This is a genomic window from Actinomadura luzonensis (assembly GCF_022664455.2).
GTDB lineage: Bacteria > Actinomycetota > Actinomycetes > Streptosporangiales > Streptosporangiaceae > Nonomuraea > Nonomuraea luzonensis.
Map to the genome: position 1 here is coordinate 644147 of NZ_JAKRKC020000002.1, position 18287 is coordinate 662433.

The following is an 18287-nucleotide window of genomic DNA, read 5'->3' on the forward strand; positions in this document are numbered from 1 at the left end:
ATGAATAGTCCTGCTCATGTCGATCGGTCACGTGCTGCTGGGCCTGCTCGCCGAGCGCCCCAAGCACGGCTACGAGCTCAAGAAGGAGCACGATCAGCGGCTCGCCGGCGCCAGGCCGCTGCCCTACGGCCAGGTCTACGCCACGCTGCAACGCCTGGAGCGCGACGGCCTGGCCGAGGTCGCCGGCACCTCGCAGGAGGGCGGCCCCGAGCGCACCGTGTACGCCATCACCGACGGTGGCCGGGCCGAGCTGGAGCGCTGGCTCAACGCCGTCGAGCCGCCGGCCCCGTACGTCGCCGGCTCGTTGTTCGCCAGGGTCGCGGTCGCCGGCAAGGCCGCCGACGGCTACCTCGTACGGCAGCGCGAGGCGCACCTCGCCAGGATGCGCGAGCTGACGGCCGAGAAGGCCGCCGGCGCGCCCGCCCAGGTGCTGGCGGCGGACTACGCGCTGCAGCACCTCGACGCCGACCTGCGCTGGATCGAGACCGCGCTCGCGCGGATGAGGGAGGATGACCATGCTTGAGGCCAGGGGCTGAGCAGTCCTTCGGCGGCGCCAGGGCGCTGTCGGACGTCACGGTGGCGGTCGCGGAGGGCGAGATCGTCGCGGTGACGGGCCCGAGCGGCGCGGGCAAGTCGACGCTGCTGCACTGCCTGGCGGGCATCGTGCGCCCGGAGTCCGGCGAGGCCGTCCTCGACGGCCGGCGCCTCGACACGCTGGCCGAGGACGAGCTGACCGGGGTGCGGCGCGCGAGCTTCGGCATCGTGTTCCAGTTCGGCGAGCTGGTGCCCGAGCTGACCGCGGCGGAGAACGTCGCGCTGCCGCTGATGTTCGACGGGCGCGGCCGGCGGAGGCGGCGGACGCGGCGGCGCGGTGGCTGGACCGGCTGGAGGTCGCCGGCTGCGCCGCGCTCCGCCTGGAGACGCTGCGCGAGGGCGGCTGACCGCGGACCGCCACCCGGGGAGGGGGGCGGGAACGGGGGCGGGGGCGTCGTGCGGCCGGAGGCATCTTGTATGGTCTATTAGTCGGCGTGTGCAAATAATGCACACGCTCACTAACGTCGTACGAGGAGATCTTTCATGCCTCTCGCCCTGTTCGCCCTGGCGATCAGCGCCTTCGGGATCGGCACCACCGAGTTCATCATCAACGGCCTGCTCCCCGACCTGGCCGCCGACTTCGGCGTCACGATCCCCGTCGCCGGCCTACTGGTGTCCGGCTACGCGCTGGGCGTGGCCGTCGGCGGGCCGCCGCTGACCCTGCTCGGCGGCCGGTTGCCGCGCAAGACCATGCTGCTGTGGCTGATGGCGTTGTTCATCGCGGGCAACCTGCTGTCGGCGCTCGCGCCCTCGTACGGGGTCCTCATGGCCGGGCGGTTCCTGGCCGCGTTCGCGCACGGGGCGTACTTCGGGGTCGGCTCGGTCGTGGCCGCCGACCTGGTCGAGCCGCGCAGGCGGGCCAGCGCGATCGCGCTGATGTTCACCGGCCTGACCCTGGCGAACGTGCTGGGCGTGCCGCTCGGCACCTGGATCGGGCAGGCGTTCGGCTGGCGGGCCACGTTCTGGGTGGTGGTCGCGATCGGCGTGGCCGGCCTGCTCGGCGTGCTCGCCCTCGTGCCGCGCCGGCCGCGCCCGTCCGGCGGCCTGGTGCGTGAGCTGGGCGCCTTCCGCAGCGGGGGCGTGTGGCTGGCGCTCGCCATGACCGTGTTCGGGTTCGCCCCGGTCTTCGCCGTCATCACGTTCATCGCGCCGATCATGACCGGCGTCGGGCACTTCCCCGCCGGGGCCGTGCCGGTGGTGATGGCCCTGTTCGGCGCCGGCATGGTCGCGGGCAACCTGATCGGCGGGCGGCTCGCCGACCGGGCGGTGATGCCCAGCATCTACGGCTCGGTGGCGCTGCTGACCCTGCTGGCCGTGGTGGTGGCCCTCGTCTCCGGCGAGCAGGTCGCCTTCGTCGTCGCGATCACGCTGTTCGGGGTGGCCGCGTTCGCCACCGTGCCGCCCCTGCAGACCCGCGTCCTGGACGCCGCCACCGGAGCCCCCACGCTGGCCTCGGCCGCCAACATCGGCGCCTTCAACCTCGGCAACGCCATCGGCTCCTTCGCCGCCGGCCTCACCATCGACGCCGGGCTCGGCTACACCGCGCCCGCCTGGACGGCCGCGCTGCTGGGGCTGCTCGGGCTGGCGGTGGCGGGCGCGGCGGGCGTCCAGGCGCGCCGCCCGGTGCCGGCCGCCTGACCAGCCCGGGCCGTGGACGGCCGTCCGACCTGGGCTCTCACGATGCGCTGACGCTCCCCGCGCACCCTGGAGTCGTCCCGCCCATCGACATTCGGACACCCGAGGAGAACGGCATGCGTCCCACCAGGCTGATCCCCGCACTCGCCGCCGCGGCGGCCCTCACGGTACCGGCGGCCACGGCCGCGCCGGCGCTCGCGTCGGCCGCGTCCACGTCGTGCCGCGTGGAGTTCTACGACCTCGACGCCGTCAACGTGGACGAGGCCGACGGCCAGGACGAGCTCCGCCTCCTGGTCGACAGCTACCTGTACCCGAACGGCTGGGTCCCGATGCGGGCCGGCGACGACGCCGACCCCGGCGACTTCGACGACGTCAGCACCACCGTCGGCACCACCGGGCTGGTGTCGTTCGCGCTGCGCGAGGTCACCCCGCCGGTCGTCTCCAGCGGCACCGGCCTCGGCTACATCTACGCCTACGGGGCCACGTGCGCCACCCTCACCCCCGGGCAGACGTACGTGTTCACCAAGCGCATCACCGGCACCGACGAGACCTACTACGCCTACGACATCAAGCTCCGGATGGTGGGCCTGTGAGCGCCGGCTCCGCGCCGCCGTCCTGAGCGGCCGCGAGCGACCGCCACCAGTACGTCGGCCGCCGCAACGTCCCGCCCACCCGCGCGTCGCCCTTGAGGAGGTCCAGCAGCGCCTGCGTGAACGGCGGGCGGGCGTCGCAGCGGCAACCGCGCCCCGCGAGTACGGCCGCCGCCAGGTCGCGGGTCCGCAGCTCCCGGCCGTCGGCGAGAACCGTCAGCACCTCCGGCACGGTGGCGGGGGAGGGCGTGGCGCCTTCGCCGCACTCGTGGAGACCCGGATGCCCGCCGTCCTCGCGGGCGGCGTGGCCGGTGGTCGGGGGCTCGGTGTGCGGGGGCTCGGTGGTCGGGGGCTCGGTGTGCGTGTGCTCCGACAGGCAGGCGTCGAGGCGGGTGAGGAACGTCTCGGGCGAGGCGTTCACGTCGGCCGCCGTCTCCTGAGGAGCCGCGCCTGCTTCGGGCCTCGTCACGGCGCTCGTCACGGCCCTCGTCATGGTCCTCGCCGGCTCGTGCTGCCCGAACTGCCTGCGCTGACGCCGAATGCGGTTACCCTTTCCCATGTTCACGGGACAGTAGTCGCTCGACGGCCGCGGGAGCGGGTGGCAGCGCCCGCCGCGATCGGCAAGTTTGCGTCAAACGGCGGACGCCCCCGGCCGAAATCCGCATGCGGGCGGTGACCCGCCGCCGGTACGGTGTCCGCTGTGCAGGATGAGGTCCACCGTTACAACCTCGAACGCTGGGAAGCCCTCGTGCGGGCGGACGCGCTGTTCACCCGCCCCATGCTGGGCCTGGACGCGGGGCAGGCCCGCGCGTACCTGGGCCTGGAGAGGCTGGGCGTCCCCGGCGACCTGTCGGGAGCCAAGGTGCTCTGCCTGGCGGGCGGCGGCGGGCAGCAGTCCGTGGCCTTCGCCCTGCTCGGGGCCGAGGTGACGGTGTTCGACATCTCCGCGGGGCAGCTCGAGCGGGACCGCCTGGCCGCGGAGCACCACGGCGTCGCCGTCCGCACCGTCCAGGGAGACATGCGCGACCTGTCCGCCCTCGGCGGCTCCTCCTTCGACTGGGTCTGGCATCCGTACTCGCTGACGTTCGTCCCCGACTGCCGGGTGGTCTTCCGCGAGGTCGCGACCGTGGTCCGGCCGGGCGGCCACTACTACCTGATGTGCGCGAACCCGTTCTTCTCCGGCCTCACTCACCACTCCTGGAACGGGGCGGGCTACCTGCTGTCCCAGCCCTACATCGACGAGGCCGTCACCTCCTACGAGGACCAGGACTGGGTGTACGAGCGCGGGCCGGACGCGCCCGCCGTCGCCGCGCCCCGGGAGTACCGGCAGACGCTGGACCGCGTCGTCAACGGCCTGATCGGCGAGGGTTTCCTGCTGAGGCTGCTGACCGAGGTCCGCGGCGACGGCCCCGGCGCGGAGCCGGGAACCTGGGCGCACTTCATGGGGGTGGCCCCGCCGTGGCTGGAGTTCGTCTGGCAGTACCGGCCCGACACCTTCGCCCGGTGAGGACGCCGGCGCCCCTTCGGTAGCGACCGGACGGCCGGCCCGGCGCGGTTGCGGGGCGGCTCAGCCGTTCCTGCCGTCGTGCCGGTTGTCGTGGTGGTCGGCGAGGCGGGTGAGCAGGCCGATCAGGGTGCGCCGGTCGGCTGGGGTGAGCGGGGCGAGGAAGTCGTCCTGGGCGGCGGCGAGCAGCCGGTCGAGGTGGGCGAGCTGCTCGCGGCCGGCCGCGGTGATGGTGATGACGTTGCGCCGCCGGTCCTCGGGGTCGGGTGTGCGCTGGAGCAGGTGGCGTTCGGCGAGGTCGTTGACGGTGGCCACGACGTCGCTGCGGTCGATGCCGGTACGGCGGCCGAGCGCGGCCTGGCTGGCCGGGCCGAACTCCTCCAGGGTGGCGAGCAGGGCGTAGTGGTAGCGCCGGACGCCGCCCTGCGCGAGCGCGTGGTCGACGATCCGGTTGGCGGTCAGCGCCGCGTGGTTGGCCAGCCTGCTCGGCAGCGTGCGCAGCCGTTGCGGCGGCGTTGCCTCTGGGGTGTTCACGAGGGCGAATCTAGCAAATGGTTGGCGCTGCCCACGATTATCTGTATTGTTGGTCTCGCCAACGTTGGTTTGCCCAACGGAATACCACATGCTGGAGACTTCGATGAACGACCTGCCGAACACCCACCCCACGCCTCCCGTCCCGCTGGATGACGGGACCGGCCTGACCCGCCCCGACCTGGCGGACCTGGCCGCGTCCGTCCGCGGGCGCACGCTCCGCCCCGGCGACGAGGGCTTCGACCAGGCGTGCTCCGGCTGGCTGCTGACGGTCGAACACCGGCCCGCGGTGGTCGTGATCGCCGCCGACGCCGCGGACGTCGCCGCTGCCGTCCGCTTCGCGGTGCGCACGGGACGCCCGGTCGCGGTGCAGTCGACCGGGCACGGCAAGTCGGTGCCCGCCGACGGGGCCGTGTTCATCGCCACGCGGGAGCTGCGCGAGCTGTCGGTGGACCCGGACGCCGGCACCGCCAGGATCGGAGCCGGGCTGCGATGGGGCGACGTGCTCGCCGCCACGGCCGAGCACGGCCTGGTGCCGCTGTGCGGCTCGTCCGAGCAGGTCGGCGTGATGGGCTACCTGACCGGCGGCGGCCTGCCGCTGACCGGCCGCACCTACGGCTTCGCCGCCGACCACGTCCGCTCGCTCGACCTCGTCACCGCCGACGGCGTGCTGCGCACCGTCTCGCCCGAGCGGGAGCCCGACCTGTTCTGGGCGGTGCGGGGCGGCAAGAGCAACTTCGGCGTCGTGGTCGCCGCCGAGATCGAGCTGCTGCCGCTTCGCACGATCTACGGCGGGGAGCTGTCCTACCCCGTCCCGGACGCCGGGCGCGCCGCCCACGTGCTCGGCTTCTACCTGGCCTGGGCCAAGGAGCAACCGGAGGAGATGTCCACGTCGGTGTCGCTGCTGCGCTTCCCCGACGTGCCGCAACTGCCAACGGAGTACCGCGGCCGGTCGCTCGTGGTGATCCGCGTGGTGCACATGGGGGACGAGGAGGAGGGCGCGCGGCTGGTGGAGCCGTTGCGCGCGCTCGGCCCGGAGAAGGACACCTGCGCCGCCATGCCGTACACGCGGATCACCGGGATCTACCAGGACCCCAAGAACCCGGTCTCGGTGCACCTGCGCAGCGCGCTGCTGCACGAGCCGGACGAGGAGGCCGTGCGGGAGCTGGTGTCGTTCATTGACCCGTCCGCGCCCGGCACGGGCCCGTTCCCCGGGCTGGAGCTCCGCCACCTCGGCGGGGCGCTGAACCGCGCGCCTGGCCGCCCGCACGCCGTCAGCACCCAGGGCGCGGCCTTCCACCTGTGGCTGCGGGTGCCCGCCCCGGCCGGGCAGGGCGAGACGGCACGCGCCACCGCCGACCAGGCGCTGGAACGGCTGCGCCGGTGGGACACCGGGGCCATGCTGCCGGGGTTCCTGTTCGACCACGACTCGTCGCCCGAACGGGTCAGACGGGCCTACACCGAGGCGGACTACCGGCGGCTGGCGGCAATCAAGGCGGCCTACGACCCGGACCACCTGTTCCGCATCAACCACACCATCCCACCGGCGACCGGCCCCTCATTCTGACGGCGGCGGACAGGAGAGCGCGACGGACGCTGGGCGGTGGACGGCGACCGTGTCCCGTGGGCGTTGATGGTGACGGCGGGCGGTGGCGACGGCCGACGCGTGATGGCCGACGCGTGATGGCCGACGCGTGATGGGCGATGGCGGTGAGCAGCGGGCGGTCAGCAGTGGGCGGTGAGCGGCAGACCGCGAGCGGCGGACGGCGGACGGCGGCGATGGCGTCGGGCGTTGGCGGCGGGCGGCGAGCGCGGACGGCGTTGGGCGAGGCCGTGAAGGCCCGGACTGCGGCGCCACGCCATTCCCGCCAACTGGGCCCGCCCGAACCGGCCCGCCCGAACCGGCCCGCGCGAACCGGCCTCCACCAACCGGGTCCCACCAACCGGGCCCCCACCAGCCGGGCCCCACCAACCCGGCCCCCACTAACCCGGCCCGCGATTTGGGACCGCCGCCCCGGCGCGCCGTCCCGGCCCGTTGGCCTCGCTGGGCTGCTCGCTCGCTCGCCCGCTCGCCCTGCGCCCTCCACCGACCTCGGCGAAAATCACCGCAGCTCTGGTGACATTTGCTTCTGTCGGCCTGCCCGCCCGCCGGGCATCGTGAGTGCCCCGAGCCGATCTCACGGAGCAAAGGAAGCACCCGACATGGCAAAACTCGTCGTCTGCACCATCATGTCCCTTGACGGTTTCTACGCCGCGGCGGACGGCAACCCGCTCGTGCTGCCGATGGACGCCGCCTTCGACGCCTACAACCTGGAACGGATCGAGGCCGCCGACTCGCTGCTGCTCGGCGCCGACTCGTACCGCATGTTCATGGGGTTCTGGCCCGCTCAGGCGGACAATCCGGAGGCGTCGGCGGTGCACCGACGGTTCGGCGAGATCTACGGGCGGATCGAGGTCAGCGTGATCTCCGACTCGCTCACCCCCGAGGACATCGCGCCCTGGGCCGACCGGACGACCGTGGTCGCGCGCGCCGACGCCCAAGGCTGGGTCAAGGAGCTCAAGCAGCGCGACAGCGGCGACATCGTCACTTTCGGCAGCCGCGTCACCTGGAACGCCTTACTCCGCGCCGGGCTCGTGGACGAGCTGCACCTGATCGTCGGGGCCAAGGCGCTCGGTGAGGGCACGCCGATCTTCACCCAGCCGGTCGAAGGGCTCACCGTCGCGGACGTCCGCCGCCTCGACGGCTCCGACAACGTGCTGCTGCGCTACACCACGGCCGGCTGACGCCGCCGGACCCTGCCCGCTGGAGGCCCGGTTGGGTACAGCAGGCGGCGGCGTGGCCGCGGCCGCGGTCCCGGCCTGCGGGGCAGCTTCTACAACTGCTTCCAGACCTCATGGCCGTGCCCGAGGTCGGCTATGGGGTTGGCCATCTCGTTGAACGCCGCGGCCGGGGTGACCTCCCTGCGGCCGCTGGCCGTCCACACGACGACGAGACCGTGGTCGTACCACGACAATGACCTGGTCAGGGGTGACGGTGACGTTGACCATGGCGCTGCGCACGTCCAGGGCGCCGCCCAGTGTGAGCCCCAGGACCACCAGGCCGATCAGCGGCAGGTCGTGCAGTCCCAGCCGAGGCCGGCAGGCCACCTGTCGCGACCTTCGCGGGCAGGCCGGTCCCGAGGCGGGCGGCTCGCCAGAGGGGAAGTGGGGGCGGGTCTGCAAGGGGTGCCGGCGGTGGGTGGTCGGCGGCGGGTCCTGAGGGGGCGTCGAGGGCGGCGGCAGGTGATCGGGATCGGCGTGGACGGCGCTCCGAGGCCTTCTCTGTGCGAACGCTCGCTCGCTGCCACTAAGCAACTTCGGTTGACTGTATCGCTATTAGTCAACTACGGTTGCTTGCGTTCGCATCCCCCTGTTCAAGGAGGTCGTATGTCCACGACTGAGGCGCGCCACGACGAGCTCCGGCAGGCGCTTGACCGCGCCGTGGCCGGTGGTGGTCCCGGCGTCGTCGCCGAGCTGCGGCGTTACGGCGCACCGCCCTGGTACGCCACCGCGGGCGTCGCCGACCTCACGACCGGCGAGGCGCGGCGGCCCGGAGAGCATTTCCGCATCGGCAGTTTCACCAAGGCGTTCGTCGGCGCGGTGGTGCTGCGGGTGACGGGTGACGGCAAGCTGACCCTGGACGACACGGTGGCCGCGTGGCTGCCCGGCCTGGTCGAGGAACATCTGGGCGGCGACGGCACCGCGATCACCGTCCGGCAGCTGCTCAACCACACCAGCGGGCTGCCCGACATCTACCCCGGTCAGGAGCCTCCGCCCCCGGCGGCACCGGGCGAGCGGTTCATCTACTCCAAGGCGAACTACACGATCGCCGGCCTGATCGTCGAGAAGGCGACCGGCGCGCCCCTCGCCGCGGAGATCGAGCGCCGCGTCGCCCGGCCGCTGGGCCTGACCGGCACCCGCCTGCCCAGCGAAGGCAACGGCGGCGGTGGTGGCCCCGGTGGCGGTGGGGCGCTGCCTGTGCCGCATGCGCGGCATTACTCGGCCTTCGACGAGGCCGGCGGCCCCGTTCCCGTCCACGACGTCACCGACGCCGACCTGAGCTGGGCCGGAGCCGCCGGCGGCATGGTCTCCACGACCTCCGACCTGCACCGCTTCCTCGACGCCCTGCTCTCCGGCCGCCTGCTCACCCCCGAGCAGCAGCGCGAGATGTTCACCACCGTCCCGACCGAGGGCTCCGGATGGGTCCCTGACACCGCGTACGGGCTGGGCGTCTACTCCCAGCGGCTGGCCTGCGGCGTCACCCTGTGGGGCGGGGGCGGCTACATCCAGGGCTCGACGACGTACGCGATGGGCGAGCGCCAGGGCGGCCACGCGCTGGTGTGCAACCTCAACGGCGACTGGAACGACTTCCACGCGACCTTCACCGACCTGTACGGCACGGCCTTCTGCCCCGGACCGGCCTCCTGACGGCTGCCCTGGTGCGTGCGCCCGGCCGGTGTTAACGTCAACATCGGTGCGCCGGGAAGGCTGGTCGGCAACGTCGTCGTAGTGCCTGGCCCGAGGAGATCGCACGATGAACCTGATCCCGCTCGCCGAGATCGACGCCACCATGATCGAGCTGGTGGGCGGCAAGGCCGCCGGGCTCGGCGAGATGATCAGGGCGGGCGAGCGCGTCCCCGCCGGCTTCTGCCTCACGGTCGAGCCCTACCGCTCCGGCGAGCTGCCGGAGAAGGAGCTGCTCGACGCCTACGAGCGGCTCGGCGGCGGCCGGGTGGCGGTCCGCTCCAGCGCCACCGCCGAGGACCTGCCGGAGGCCAGCTTCGCCGGGCAGCAGGACACGTACCTGAACGTCGAGGGCGGCGCCGAGCTGGTCGACGCGGTCCGCCGCTGCTGGGCGTCGCTGTTCACCGAGCGCGCCGTCGCCTACCGGGCGGCGGCCGGCGTGGGCGAGGCGGCCATGGCCGTGGTGGTGCAGCGCATGGTGGACCCGGTCGCGGCGGGCGTGCTGTTCACCGCGAACCCGGTCACCGGCTGCCGCACCGAGATGGTCGTCGACGCCGCGCCCGGCCTCGGCACCGCCGTCGTCGAGGGCAGCGTCGTGCCGGACCACCACGTCCTGCGCCAGGGGACGCCGGCCGAGCCCGTCCCCGGGGGATGTCTCGACGCCGAGCAGCTCGAACGGCTGCGCGCGGCAGGGACCCGCCTGCAACGGCACTTCGGCTCGCCCCAGGACGTCGAATGGGCGATCGACGCCGGGGGAGAGCTGTGGCTCCTGCAGTCCCGGCCGGTCACGACGCTCTTCCCGCAGCCGCCCGACACCGGCGATGTGCGGGTCTACCTGGAGTTCGGCCACGTGCAGGGCATGCTGCGCCCGTGCACCCCGATGGGGGTGTCGCTGCTGAAGACGGGGGCGGCCCTGTGGTTCGCCGCCGTCGGCGCGAGGCCCGACCCGCGGGACCCGCTGCCCCGGCTCGTCCCCATCGGCGGCCGGCTCTTCTTCGACCTGACCGACTTCCTGCGCAGCAAGGCCGTGCGCACGCGGCTCGGGCCCTCGCTGGAGATCTACGGGCCGCGGGTGCAGGGGGCGGTGCGGCGGCTGCTGGACGACCCGCGGTTCGCGCCGCGGCCCGGCCTGCCGTTCCGCCTCGGCACGGCGGTCAAGGGCACGATCCGGCTGCTGCCCGTGACGCTCGCCGGGACGGTGTCGAGCCTGGTGGCGCCGGCGCGCGCCCGCGCCCGCGCCTACCGGGGCGTCGCGGTGATCAGGCGGATGAGCACCCCGCCGCCCGGCCCCGCCACCGCCGCCGAACGGCTGCGCTGGGTGGTCGAGGACTCCCACAAGGGCATCATGAGCCCCGGCCTGCACGGCATCCTCGGGCCGCTGAGCGCCGGGATGATCGCCGGCACCGCGCCGGCCGCGCTGCTCGCCGGCGTCGCGACCGACGAGGAGCTCGGCACCGTGCTCGGCGGCATGCCGCACAACGTGACCACCGAGATGGACCTCAGGCTCTGGGACGTGTCCGTGCGGGCCCGCGAGCACCGCGAGCTGTTCCTCGGTACGCCGCCGGAGGAGCTGGCCGCCCGGTACCTCGCCGGCGACCTGCCCGACATCGGGCTGGGCGACTTCCTGTCCAGGTACGGCATGCGCGCCGCGGCCGAGATCGACGTCGGCGTGCCCCGCTGGGCGGAGGACCCGGCCCCGCTGTTCGCCACGATCGCCAACTACCTGCGGGTGGACGACCCCGAGCAGGCTCCCGACGTGCGGTTCGCGGCCGCGGCCCGCCGGGCGGAGCGGATGATCGAGACGTTGTCGCGGCGGGCGCGGCGCGTCCGGCCGGTACGCGGCCGGCTCGCGGCCTTCCTCATGCGCCGCTCGCGGGAGCTGACCGGCCTGCGGGAGATCGGCAAGTTCGCCTGGCTGCCGGCGATCCAGGGGGCCCGGCGGCAACTGCTGCTGGCCGGGGAGGAGCTGGCGGCGGACGGCCGGCTGGAGAACGCCGGCGACATCATGTTCCTGACCCTGGAGGAGGCCCGCGCCGCCGCGTCGGGCGACACCCGGCAGCGCGCGCGGGCCGCCGCGCGGCGCGCCGAGCACCAGCGGGAGCTGCGCCGGGTCAGCGTCCCCGCCGCCCTGCTGTCCGACGGGACGGACGTGGAGGCCCTCGCCCCCGCGCAGCCGCCCCGGGACGGCGTGCTGTCCGGCATGGCCGGGGCCGCCGGGCGGGCGACCGGCCGGGCACGGGTGATCCGCGACCCGGCGGGCGCGCGCCTGGAGCCGGGCGAGATCCTGGTCGCGCCGACCACGGACCCCGGCTGGACGCCGCTGTTCCTGACCGCGGCCGGGCTGGTCACCGAGACCGGCTCCCCGGTCGCGCACGGACCCACCGTCGCCCGCGAGTACGGCATCCCCGCCGTGATCTGCGTCCGCGACGCGACCCGCGAGATCAGGACGGGGCAGCTCATCACGATCGACGGCGCGGCGGGCACCGTCCGCGTGGAGCCGGATGACGCGCCTGCACCGGATGAAGCGCCTGATCGTGCAGCGCCTACCGGATGACAGGCCTGCCGGATGACAGGCCTGCCGGGCCACGCGCCTGCCGGATGAAGCGCCTGATCGTGCAGGGAGCCGCCGCCGTCGATGGACCAGGTCCGGCCGTTGTGACCCACGTGGCGTCGCCGGCCGCTCGGCCGTGGCCGATCAGGTGCCGAGGGGGGTGACGGGGGCCAGCCAGAGGCCCGCGAGCGCGTCGATGAGGCCGATGGCGGCGTACTCCCAGCTCGTGCGCGCCGTGGCGGAGCCCTCGTGCAGGGCGCGTTCGCGCTCGGCCAGGGTGTGCACGACGAGCAGGCGGCTCATGTCGTCGCGCTCGCGGTGCACCTCCCGGGGGAGGCTGGGCAGCAGCCGGTACATGCCTTCCAAGGTGCGCCGCATCGACGGGGTCGCGACGGACTCCTCGACGACGATGCGGCGCAGCGCCGGAACGGTGGTGATCTGCGCCAGGCAGCGGGCCCGCCAGGTGGGCACGCCCAGCGTGTCGAGGTGGTCGGTGGCCGGGCGGACCAGGCACGAGACCCAGTCGCGCAGGCCGGCGGGGTCGGGGAGGGCGTCGAGCATGCGCAGCCGCCGCTGCTCGGTGTCGGCGTTGTAGCGGCGCATGAGCGCCCGTACCAGGTCGGGCTTGGCGCCGAAGTGGTAGCCGACGGCGAAGTGGTTGGCCTGCCCGGCCGCCTCGCTGATCCGGCGGCTGGAGACCTCGGCGACGCCGTGCTCGGCGAACAGCCGCTCGGCGGCGTCCAGGATGGCCTCGCGGGTCCCGGCGGAGCGCCCGGCGTTCCTCACCGTCCTCACCATCGGACCGGGACCTGTTCCAGGCCGCCGACGATCAGGCCCTCGCGGCGCCGCAGCCCGGCCGCCGGGACGGCCAGCTCCAGCGTCGGCAGCCGGTCCAGCAGCACCTTGAGCACGGTCTGCAGCTCGGTGCGGGCCAGCGCCTGGCCGAGGCAGGAGTGCGGCCCGGCGCCGAAGGCCAGGTGGGGGTTGGGGGAGCGGTCGAGCCGCATCCGGTCGGCCTGCTCGAACTGCCGCTCGTCGCGGTTGGCCGAGGCCATGCTGCAGATGACCGTGGTGCCCGCCGGCAGGGCCTCGCCGCCCACCTCGACCTCCTCGCTGAGGTAGCGGGGCATGCCGAAGCCCGGGTTGGCGTCGAAGCGCAGCGCCTCCTCCACGGCCGGGCGGACCAGCGCGCGGTCGGCCAGCAGGGCCTCCCAGCGGGAACGGTCGGCCAGCAGCATCGAGACCATCTTGCCGATCATGTTGGCGGTGGTCTCGTGCCCGGCGACCAGCAGGCCCTTGGCCGTCATCGTGAGCAGCTGCTCGGTGAGCCCGCCGTCCAGGCCCTCGACCATGGCGGCCAGCTCGCTCAGCAGGTCCTCGCCGGGCTGGGCGCGCTTGGCCTCCACGTGGGCCCGCAGGTAGGCGTCGAACTCCGCCTGCGCGGTGTCGATCTCCTCCTGGGCGAACCTGGTCATGCTAAGCATGGTGTCCGACCAGTACGCGAACTTCTCCCGGTCGGAGTCGGGCACCCCGAGCAGGTCGCAGATCGCCCAGACCGGCAGCGGGAAGCCGACCGCGCTCACCAGGTCGGCGGGCTGCCCGGCGGCGGTCATCCCCTCGACGAGCCGGACCGCCATGGCCTCGATCCTGGGCTGCATCGCCAGCACCCGCTTGGCGGTGAACGCCCGGCCGACGAGCTGCCGCCACGCCCTGTGGTCGTCGCCGGTCATGGCGCCGGCCCCGGCGACGCCGCTGCCGAACACGCCGCCCGACTCGTTGGCCGTCACCCGCGCGGCGCCCTCGGCGTCGAGCTGCCGGGTGAAGCGCGGGTCGGACAACGTCTGCTTGACGTCGTCGTAGCGGGTCAGCAGCAGCGCGGTGTCGCCGCTGGCCAGCCGGATCGGCGCGACCGGGCAGCCCGCCCGCAGCTCGGCCCACTCCTGCGGCGGCTCCAGGGCGGTGGGGTTGCGGAAGGGGTAGGCGGGCGTCTCGGTCACCAGGCACTCTCCCTGCGGTCGCGGTTGGGGGTATCTAAGTCATATCGCTTAGTTAAGTCAAGTGACTCGACTTCCGGTGAGCCGCCGTTGACAGGGGTGGTGCCAGGCCCTAGCGTCCCAGTTATGGACGTGTTTCGTCCGATTATGGGTCGCTGTCACAAAGGTGGTTCATGACGGCACACGCGCTCGACCACGTCGCCCTCGCGGTGCGGAGCTGGGCTCAGGCCGGGCCGGTGCTCGCCGGTAGGTACGGTGGCCGCTGGGACAGCGGCTTCGCCCAGCCCGTCTTCAGCCCCGCCCAGCTCCAGTACGCCGACGGCATGCGCGTGGAGCTGCTGGAGCCAGGCGACGAGCCGTCCTCGTTCGTCCGCCGCTACCTTGACGCCACGGGTGCGCCGGCCCGGCCGCACCACATCACCTTCAAGGTCCACGACATCAGGGCCACCCTGGACGCGGCCCGCGCCGGCGGGTTCGAGCCGATCCTGGTCAACCTGGAGTCCGAGTGGTGGCAGGAGGGGTTCCTGCACCCGAAGCAGACCGGGCTGGGGTTCCTGGTGCAGGTGGCGCAGTCGGCGGGGACGCCGAAGGACCTGGCGGGCGACCTGCCCGGCATGCACCTCACGCCGCCCTGGCCCGAGCCGGCGGGCCCGTACGCGTCGTTGCCCGCCGTCGCCGGCCGCGTGGCCGACCAGGACCTCGCCCGGCGGGTGCTGTGCGACGTGCTGGGCGGCATCGAGACGCCGCTGGAGGCCGGCACGTCCTCCTACGCCTGGCCGGGCGGGGCCGACCTCGTGCTCACCGCCACCCGCGAGCACCCGCCGGAGCTGCGCCTGCTGGCCTTCCGCGGCGACGGCGCGACGTCCTGGAAGGCCGGTGACGTGCTGTCCGCCGCCGAGCGCGAGCCCGTCGTCCCCGAACTGGGCATCAGGACCGCCGACCTGGCCGCGTCCGGCGCCTGACCGCGCCCCCCGACCGCGCCCCCGACCACGCCCCGGATGCGTCCCGAATGCGCGGGATCGCCGTCGATTTGCCTGACGTGTATCGTCGGGAACCATGTTCCGCCCCCTGCAGGCCGGCGAACCGACCCGGCTGGGTGACTACCGCGTCGTCGGCGGCCTCGGCGAGGGCGGGCAGGGCGTGGTCTACCTGGGCGAGCACCCCTCGGGCGAGCGGGTGGCGATCAAGGTGCTGCACGCCCGGCTGGCGGGCCGGAGCGAGGCGCGCGAGCGGTTCCTGCGCGAGGTCGACGCGGCCATGAGGGTGGCGGCGTTCTGCACGGCCCGGGTGCTGGACGTGGCGGTCGACGGCGACCGGCCCTTCATCGTCTCGGAGTTCGTCGACGGCCCCTCGCTGGAGGACTCCGTCCGCGAGCACGGGCCGAGATCGGGCGGGGCGCTCGACCGGGTCGCCGTCAGCACCGCCACCGCGCTCGCGGCCATCCACCGGGCCGGCATCGTGCACCGCGACTTCAAGCCGTCGAACGTGCTGCTCGGCCCCGACGGCCCCCGCGTGATCGACTTCGGCATCGCGCGGGCCATCGACATGACCGCCACCGGCGGCTCCGTCGGCACCCCCGCCTACATGGCGCCCGAGGTGATCCGGGGCGAGCCCGCGCGGCCCGCGTCCGACGTGTTCAGCTGGGCGGTGACGGTCGGCTTCGCCGCCACCGGCCGCCCGTCCTTCGGCCGGGACACCTTCCCCGCCGTGCTGTACCGCATCCTCAACGCCCACCCCGACCTCGACGGCGTCCCCGAGCCGCTGCGCGCGCTGCTCGCCCGCTGCCTGGCCAAGGCGCCGCAGGACCGGCCGTCCGCGGCCGAGGTCCTGCACCTGCTGCTCGGCCAGGACCACAGCGTCACCACACCGATCAAGGGCACGACGTCGCCAGGGCCGGGCTGGACGCCCGAGGCCGGGACGCCGCCGGTCCTGCCCGCCGCGCGGCGCCGGCGGTCCCGGCTCCTGGTGGTGGGCTCGGCCGCGTCCGCGGCGGTGCTGGTGAGCGTGATCGTGGTGGCCCTGCGGACCGGTGCTCCCATGACGACCTCCCCTTCGGTCCCCGTGACGTCGCCGGCCGCGGGCGGCGCGACGGCGGGCGGCGCGACGGCGGGTGGCGCGACGGCGGGCGCGGGCCTGCCGAAGAGCGCCGCCGCCCCCCGGCCCTACGGCCGGCGGACGGCGAGGGTCGCGCTCGGCGGTGAGGTGAACAGCCTGGCGGTGAGCAGCTACCAGGGCCGGCGCGTGGTGCTGGCCGGCAGCACCGCCGGCGTGGCCAGGGCGTGGCGGCTCGACGCGGGCCCCTCGCAGGTCGCCGAGCTGCGTGCCGGCGGCGGCGCGGAGGCCGGCGCCGCCGTGGACGTGGGCGAGGTGGACGGGCGGGCGGCCGCGTTCCGGCGGCTGCAAGGGGGCGGGGTCGTCGTCTCCGGCGTGGGGGACGCCGCCCCGCTCGGCCCGGCCTACGCGGGGCACGGGGCGATGGTGTACGCGATCGCCGCCGCGCAGGTGGCGGGCAGGACGGTGCTGGTCAGCGGCGACCAGGCCGGAAAAATCCACGTATGGGACCCGAAGACCGGCAAGGACTCCGGGCCCCAGCCCCGGGCCGCGGGCGGCGACCCCGTGTTCGGCGTCGCGACCGGCACCATGGACGGGCACCCGTTCGCGGTGACCGCCTCCGCCGACGACACCGCGCAGGTGTGGGACCTGGAGGACGGCAGCCGCCGCGCCACGTTCCGCGGCCACACCGGCGACGTCTTCGCCGTGGCGGCCACGGCCCTGGACGGCGCGCCGGTGGCCGTCAGCGGCGGCTCCGACCGGGTGGTCCGCGTCTGGGACCTGCGCAGCGGCCACGAGCTGGCCTCCTTCGCCGGGCACACCGCCGAGATCGCCGCCCTGGCCGTGGGCCGGGTGAAGGGCCGCGCCGTCGTCGCCTCCGGCGCGTTCGACGGGACGGTCCGCGTCTGGGACCTGCGGGACGGCCGGCAGCTCGGCGAGCCGCTGCGCACGCCCGGCGGACGGGTCTACTCCGTGGCCGTCGCCGAGGACGGCGGGGAGAGCTGGCTGGCCGCGGGCGACGTCGGGGGCGACGTCACCGTCTGGAGCCTCGGCCCGGCCTCACCCTGAGCCTCCGCGCGGCCTGGCCGTGGCCTCCCAGGAGGGACGGGTCAGGACGCGAGGGCGGCGGCCGCCTCCCGGTAGACGACGCTCGGGTCCTCCGCCAGCCACGCCTTCACCTGGCGGCTCCAGGCGTCGGCGAGCACCTCGGGCTGATGCGCCTCGATGCCGTCGAGAGCCGCCGCGACGATCACCTCGGGGGCGCTCTTGTCACCCTCGTACCAGGCCATCATGTCGGTGTCCGCGGCGCCCAGGTGCAGTCCCGTCACCAGCGTGCGCTGATGGGCCAGCTCCAGGCGGACGCTGTTGGTGAGCGCCCACTCGGCGGCCTTGGCCGCGTGGTAGGCGCCCGCGCCGTCGACGGCGAGCCACGAGATCGCCGACAGCACGTTCATGACCGCGCCGTCGGCCAGCTGGGACGCGAAGGCGCGGATCACGTTGAGGGTGCCGTAGAAATGGGTGTCCATCTCGCGGCGGATCGTGTCCAGGTCGCCGGCGACCAGGTTCGCGCCGGTGGAGATGCCCGCGTTGTTGATGATGATCTTGACATCGGGTGCCGCGGCCGCGGCGGCGGCGACCGACGCCGGATCGGTGATGTCGAGGCGCAGCGGGACGACCCCCGGCACGTCGATCAGGTCCGGACGGCGGGCGGTGGCGTACACCTTGCCCGCGCCGCGCTCAAGAAGGGAAAGGACGAACTGCCGGCCCAGGCCGCGGTTCGCGCCGGTGACCAGCACATGTGCTCCGTTGATCTGCATGTCGTCTACGCTAAAACCTGACGTTGACGTCAGAGGCAAGTGTTGTGATGGAGGTCACGATGCGTATCGGCGAGTTGGCGGCGCGGACGGGCGTCAGTGTGCGGGCCTTGCGCTACTACGAGGAGCAGGGGCTGCTGACCGCGAACCGGAGCGGCTCCGGGCAGCGCCACTATCCCGAAGCGGTGGTCGACCGGGTGCACCTGATCCAGATGCTCTACGCGGCCGGCCTGTCCAGCCGGACCATCGCCGAGCTGATGCCGTGCGTCGAGGCCAAGGTCAGCACGCCGGAGTCCCGGGCCCGGCTGTTCGCCGAACGCGACCGCATCGACGCCCAGATCGCCGGGCTGACCCGGACCCGCGACCGCCTCGACGCCGTCATCGCCGCCACCGAGAGCCCGGCCGGCGGCTGCGCGTACGTCGCCGGCCGGGACGACGCCACGCGGGAGAGCCACGCCGCGGCGTCGTGATCGCGACAGGCGTCCGGGCGATGGAGGGCCCTCGGGCTCGGGCGCCGCG

18 protein-coding genes are annotated in these 18287 nt (G+C 74.1%); 12 read left to right on the forward strand and 6 right to left on the reverse strand.

All coding sequences use genetic code 11. The features are described 5' to 3' along the window. The first annotated feature begins 16 nt into the window (after positions 1-16). The 4 genes from MF672_RS33150 to MF672_RS33165 all read left to right on the forward strand — a co-directional run bounded on the left by MF672_RS33150 (position 17) and on the right by MF672_RS33165 (position 2822). Positions 17-523 (forward strand): PadR family transcriptional regulator, encoded by a 507-nt coding sequence (locus MF672_RS33150; protein WP_242382307.1) that lies wholly within the window; start codon positions 17-19, stop codon positions 521-523. Next, positions 520-1023, forward strand: a complete 504-nt coding sequence (locus MF672_RS33155; protein WP_242382306.1) for an ATP-binding cassette domain-containing protein — start codon at positions 520-522, stop codon at positions 1021-1023. Before MF672_RS33150 ends, MF672_RS33155 begins: the two co-directional genes overlap by 4 nt. Before the next feature lie 54 nt (positions 1024-1077). Further along, a complete protein-coding gene (locus tag MF672_RS33160; RefSeq protein WP_242382305.1) occupies positions 1078-2232 on the forward strand; it encodes an MFS transporter in 1155 nt (384 codons plus the stop codon). A 113-nt stretch (positions 2233-2345) separates the two neighbouring features. Beyond that, on the forward strand, positions 2346-2822 hold the full coding sequence (locus tag MF672_RS33165) for a hypothetical protein (protein WP_242382304.1): 477 nt from the start codon (positions 2346-2348) through the stop codon (positions 2820-2822). Here the strand turns inward: MF672_RS33165 and MF672_RS33170 are convergent. Continuing rightward, the gene (locus tag MF672_RS33170) at positions 2797-3300 is read right to left on the reverse strand and encodes a hypothetical protein (RefSeq protein ID WP_242382303.1); all 504 of its coding nucleotides are present in this window, start codon (positions 3298-3300) and stop codon (positions 2797-2799) included. The two genes, MF672_RS33165 and MF672_RS33170, sit on opposite strands and share 26 nt — an antisense overlap. Positions 3301-3519: 219 nt before the next feature. Between MF672_RS33170 and MF672_RS33175 the strand changes: the two genes are divergently transcribed. After that, positions 3520-4326: a class I SAM-dependent methyltransferase gene (locus tag MF672_RS33175; RefSeq protein WP_242382302.1), complete on the forward strand. Its 807-nt coding sequence runs from the start codon at positions 3520-3522 to the stop codon at positions 4324-4326. 60 nt (positions 4327-4386) lie between these two features. Here MF672_RS33175 and MF672_RS33180 read toward each other — a convergent pair whose 3' ends face one another. Further along, positions 4387-4857: a MarR family winged helix-turn-helix transcriptional regulator gene (locus MF672_RS33180; RefSeq protein ID WP_242382301.1), complete on the reverse strand. Its 471-nt coding sequence runs from the start codon at positions 4855-4857 to the stop codon at positions 4387-4389. An 88-nt stretch (positions 4858-4945) separates the two neighbouring features. Here MF672_RS33180 and MF672_RS33185 point away from each other — a divergent pair, with 88 nt between their 5' ends. Next, positions 4946-6421, forward strand: a complete 1476-nt coding sequence (locus MF672_RS33185; protein WP_242382300.1) for an FAD-binding oxidoreductase — start codon at positions 4946-4948, stop codon at positions 6419-6421. A 635-nt stretch (positions 6422-7056) separates the two neighbouring features. After that, on the forward strand, positions 7057-7638 hold the full coding sequence (locus tag MF672_RS33190) for a dihydrofolate reductase family protein (protein ID WP_242382299.1): 582 nt from the start codon (positions 7057-7059) through the stop codon (positions 7636-7638). An 89-nt stretch (positions 7639-7727) separates the two neighbouring features. On the opposite strand, the gene MF672_RS33195 is transcribed toward MF672_RS33190, so the two are convergent. Continuing rightward, positions 7728-7868, reverse strand: coding sequence for a hypothetical protein (locus MF672_RS33195; protein ID WP_242382298.1), 141 nt, complete (start codon positions 7866-7868; stop codon positions 7728-7730). Positions 7869-8280: 412 nt separating this feature from the next. Here MF672_RS33195 and MF672_RS33200 point away from each other — a divergent pair, with 412 nt between their 5' ends. Together MF672_RS33200 and MF672_RS33205 are read left to right on the forward strand one after the other, a co-directional pair. Further along, complete coding sequence (locus tag MF672_RS33200) at positions 8281-9321, forward strand: serine hydrolase domain-containing protein (protein ID WP_242382297.1); 1041 nt, start codon at positions 8281-8283, stop codon at positions 9319-9321. Between the two features lie 106 nt (positions 9322-9427). After that, complete coding sequence (locus MF672_RS33205; RefSeq protein WP_242382296.1) at positions 9428-11911, forward strand: PEP/pyruvate-binding domain-containing protein; 2484 nt, start codon at positions 9428-9430, stop codon at positions 11909-11911. Positions 11912-12052: 141 nt separating this feature from the next. On the opposite strand, the gene MF672_RS33210 is transcribed toward MF672_RS33205, so the two are convergent. After that, on the reverse strand, positions 12053-12694 hold the full coding sequence (locus MF672_RS33210; RefSeq protein WP_242382295.1) for a TetR/AcrR family transcriptional regulator: 642 nt from the start codon (positions 12692-12694) through the stop codon (positions 12053-12055). A 5-nt stretch (positions 12695-12699) separates the two neighbouring features. Continuing rightward, on the reverse strand, positions 12700-13905 hold the full coding sequence (locus MF672_RS33215; RefSeq protein WP_242382294.1) for a cytochrome P450: 1206 nt from the start codon (positions 13903-13905) through the stop codon (positions 12700-12702). Between the two features lie 170 nt (positions 13906-14075). On the opposite strand from MF672_RS33215, the gene MF672_RS33220 reads away from it, so the two are divergent. Both MF672_RS33220 and MF672_RS33225 read left to right on the forward strand, forming a co-directional pair. After that, positions 14076-14864: a VOC family protein gene (locus tag MF672_RS33220; RefSeq protein WP_242382293.1), complete on the forward strand. Its 789-nt coding sequence runs from the start codon at positions 14076-14078 to the stop codon at positions 14862-14864. 94 nt (positions 14865-14958) lie between these two features. Next, positions 14959-17022, forward strand: a complete 2064-nt coding sequence (locus MF672_RS33225) for a serine/threonine-protein kinase (protein WP_247815534.1) — start codon at positions 14959-14961, stop codon at positions 17020-17022. Between the two features lie 41 nt (positions 17023-17063). Here the strand turns inward: MF672_RS33225 and MF672_RS33230 are convergent, their stop codons facing one another. Next, entirely contained in the window at positions 17064-17771 is a 708-nt protein-coding gene (locus tag MF672_RS33230) for an SDR family oxidoreductase (protein ID WP_242383775.1), read from the reverse strand. Between the two features lie 59 nt (positions 17772-17830). On the opposite strand from MF672_RS33230, the gene MF672_RS33235 reads away from it, so the two are divergent. Beyond that, on the forward strand, positions 17831-18238 hold the full coding sequence (locus MF672_RS33235; RefSeq protein ID WP_242383774.1) for a MerR family transcriptional regulator: 408 nt from the start codon (positions 17831-17833) through the stop codon (positions 18236-18238). Positions 18239-18287 lie beyond the last annotated feature (49 nt).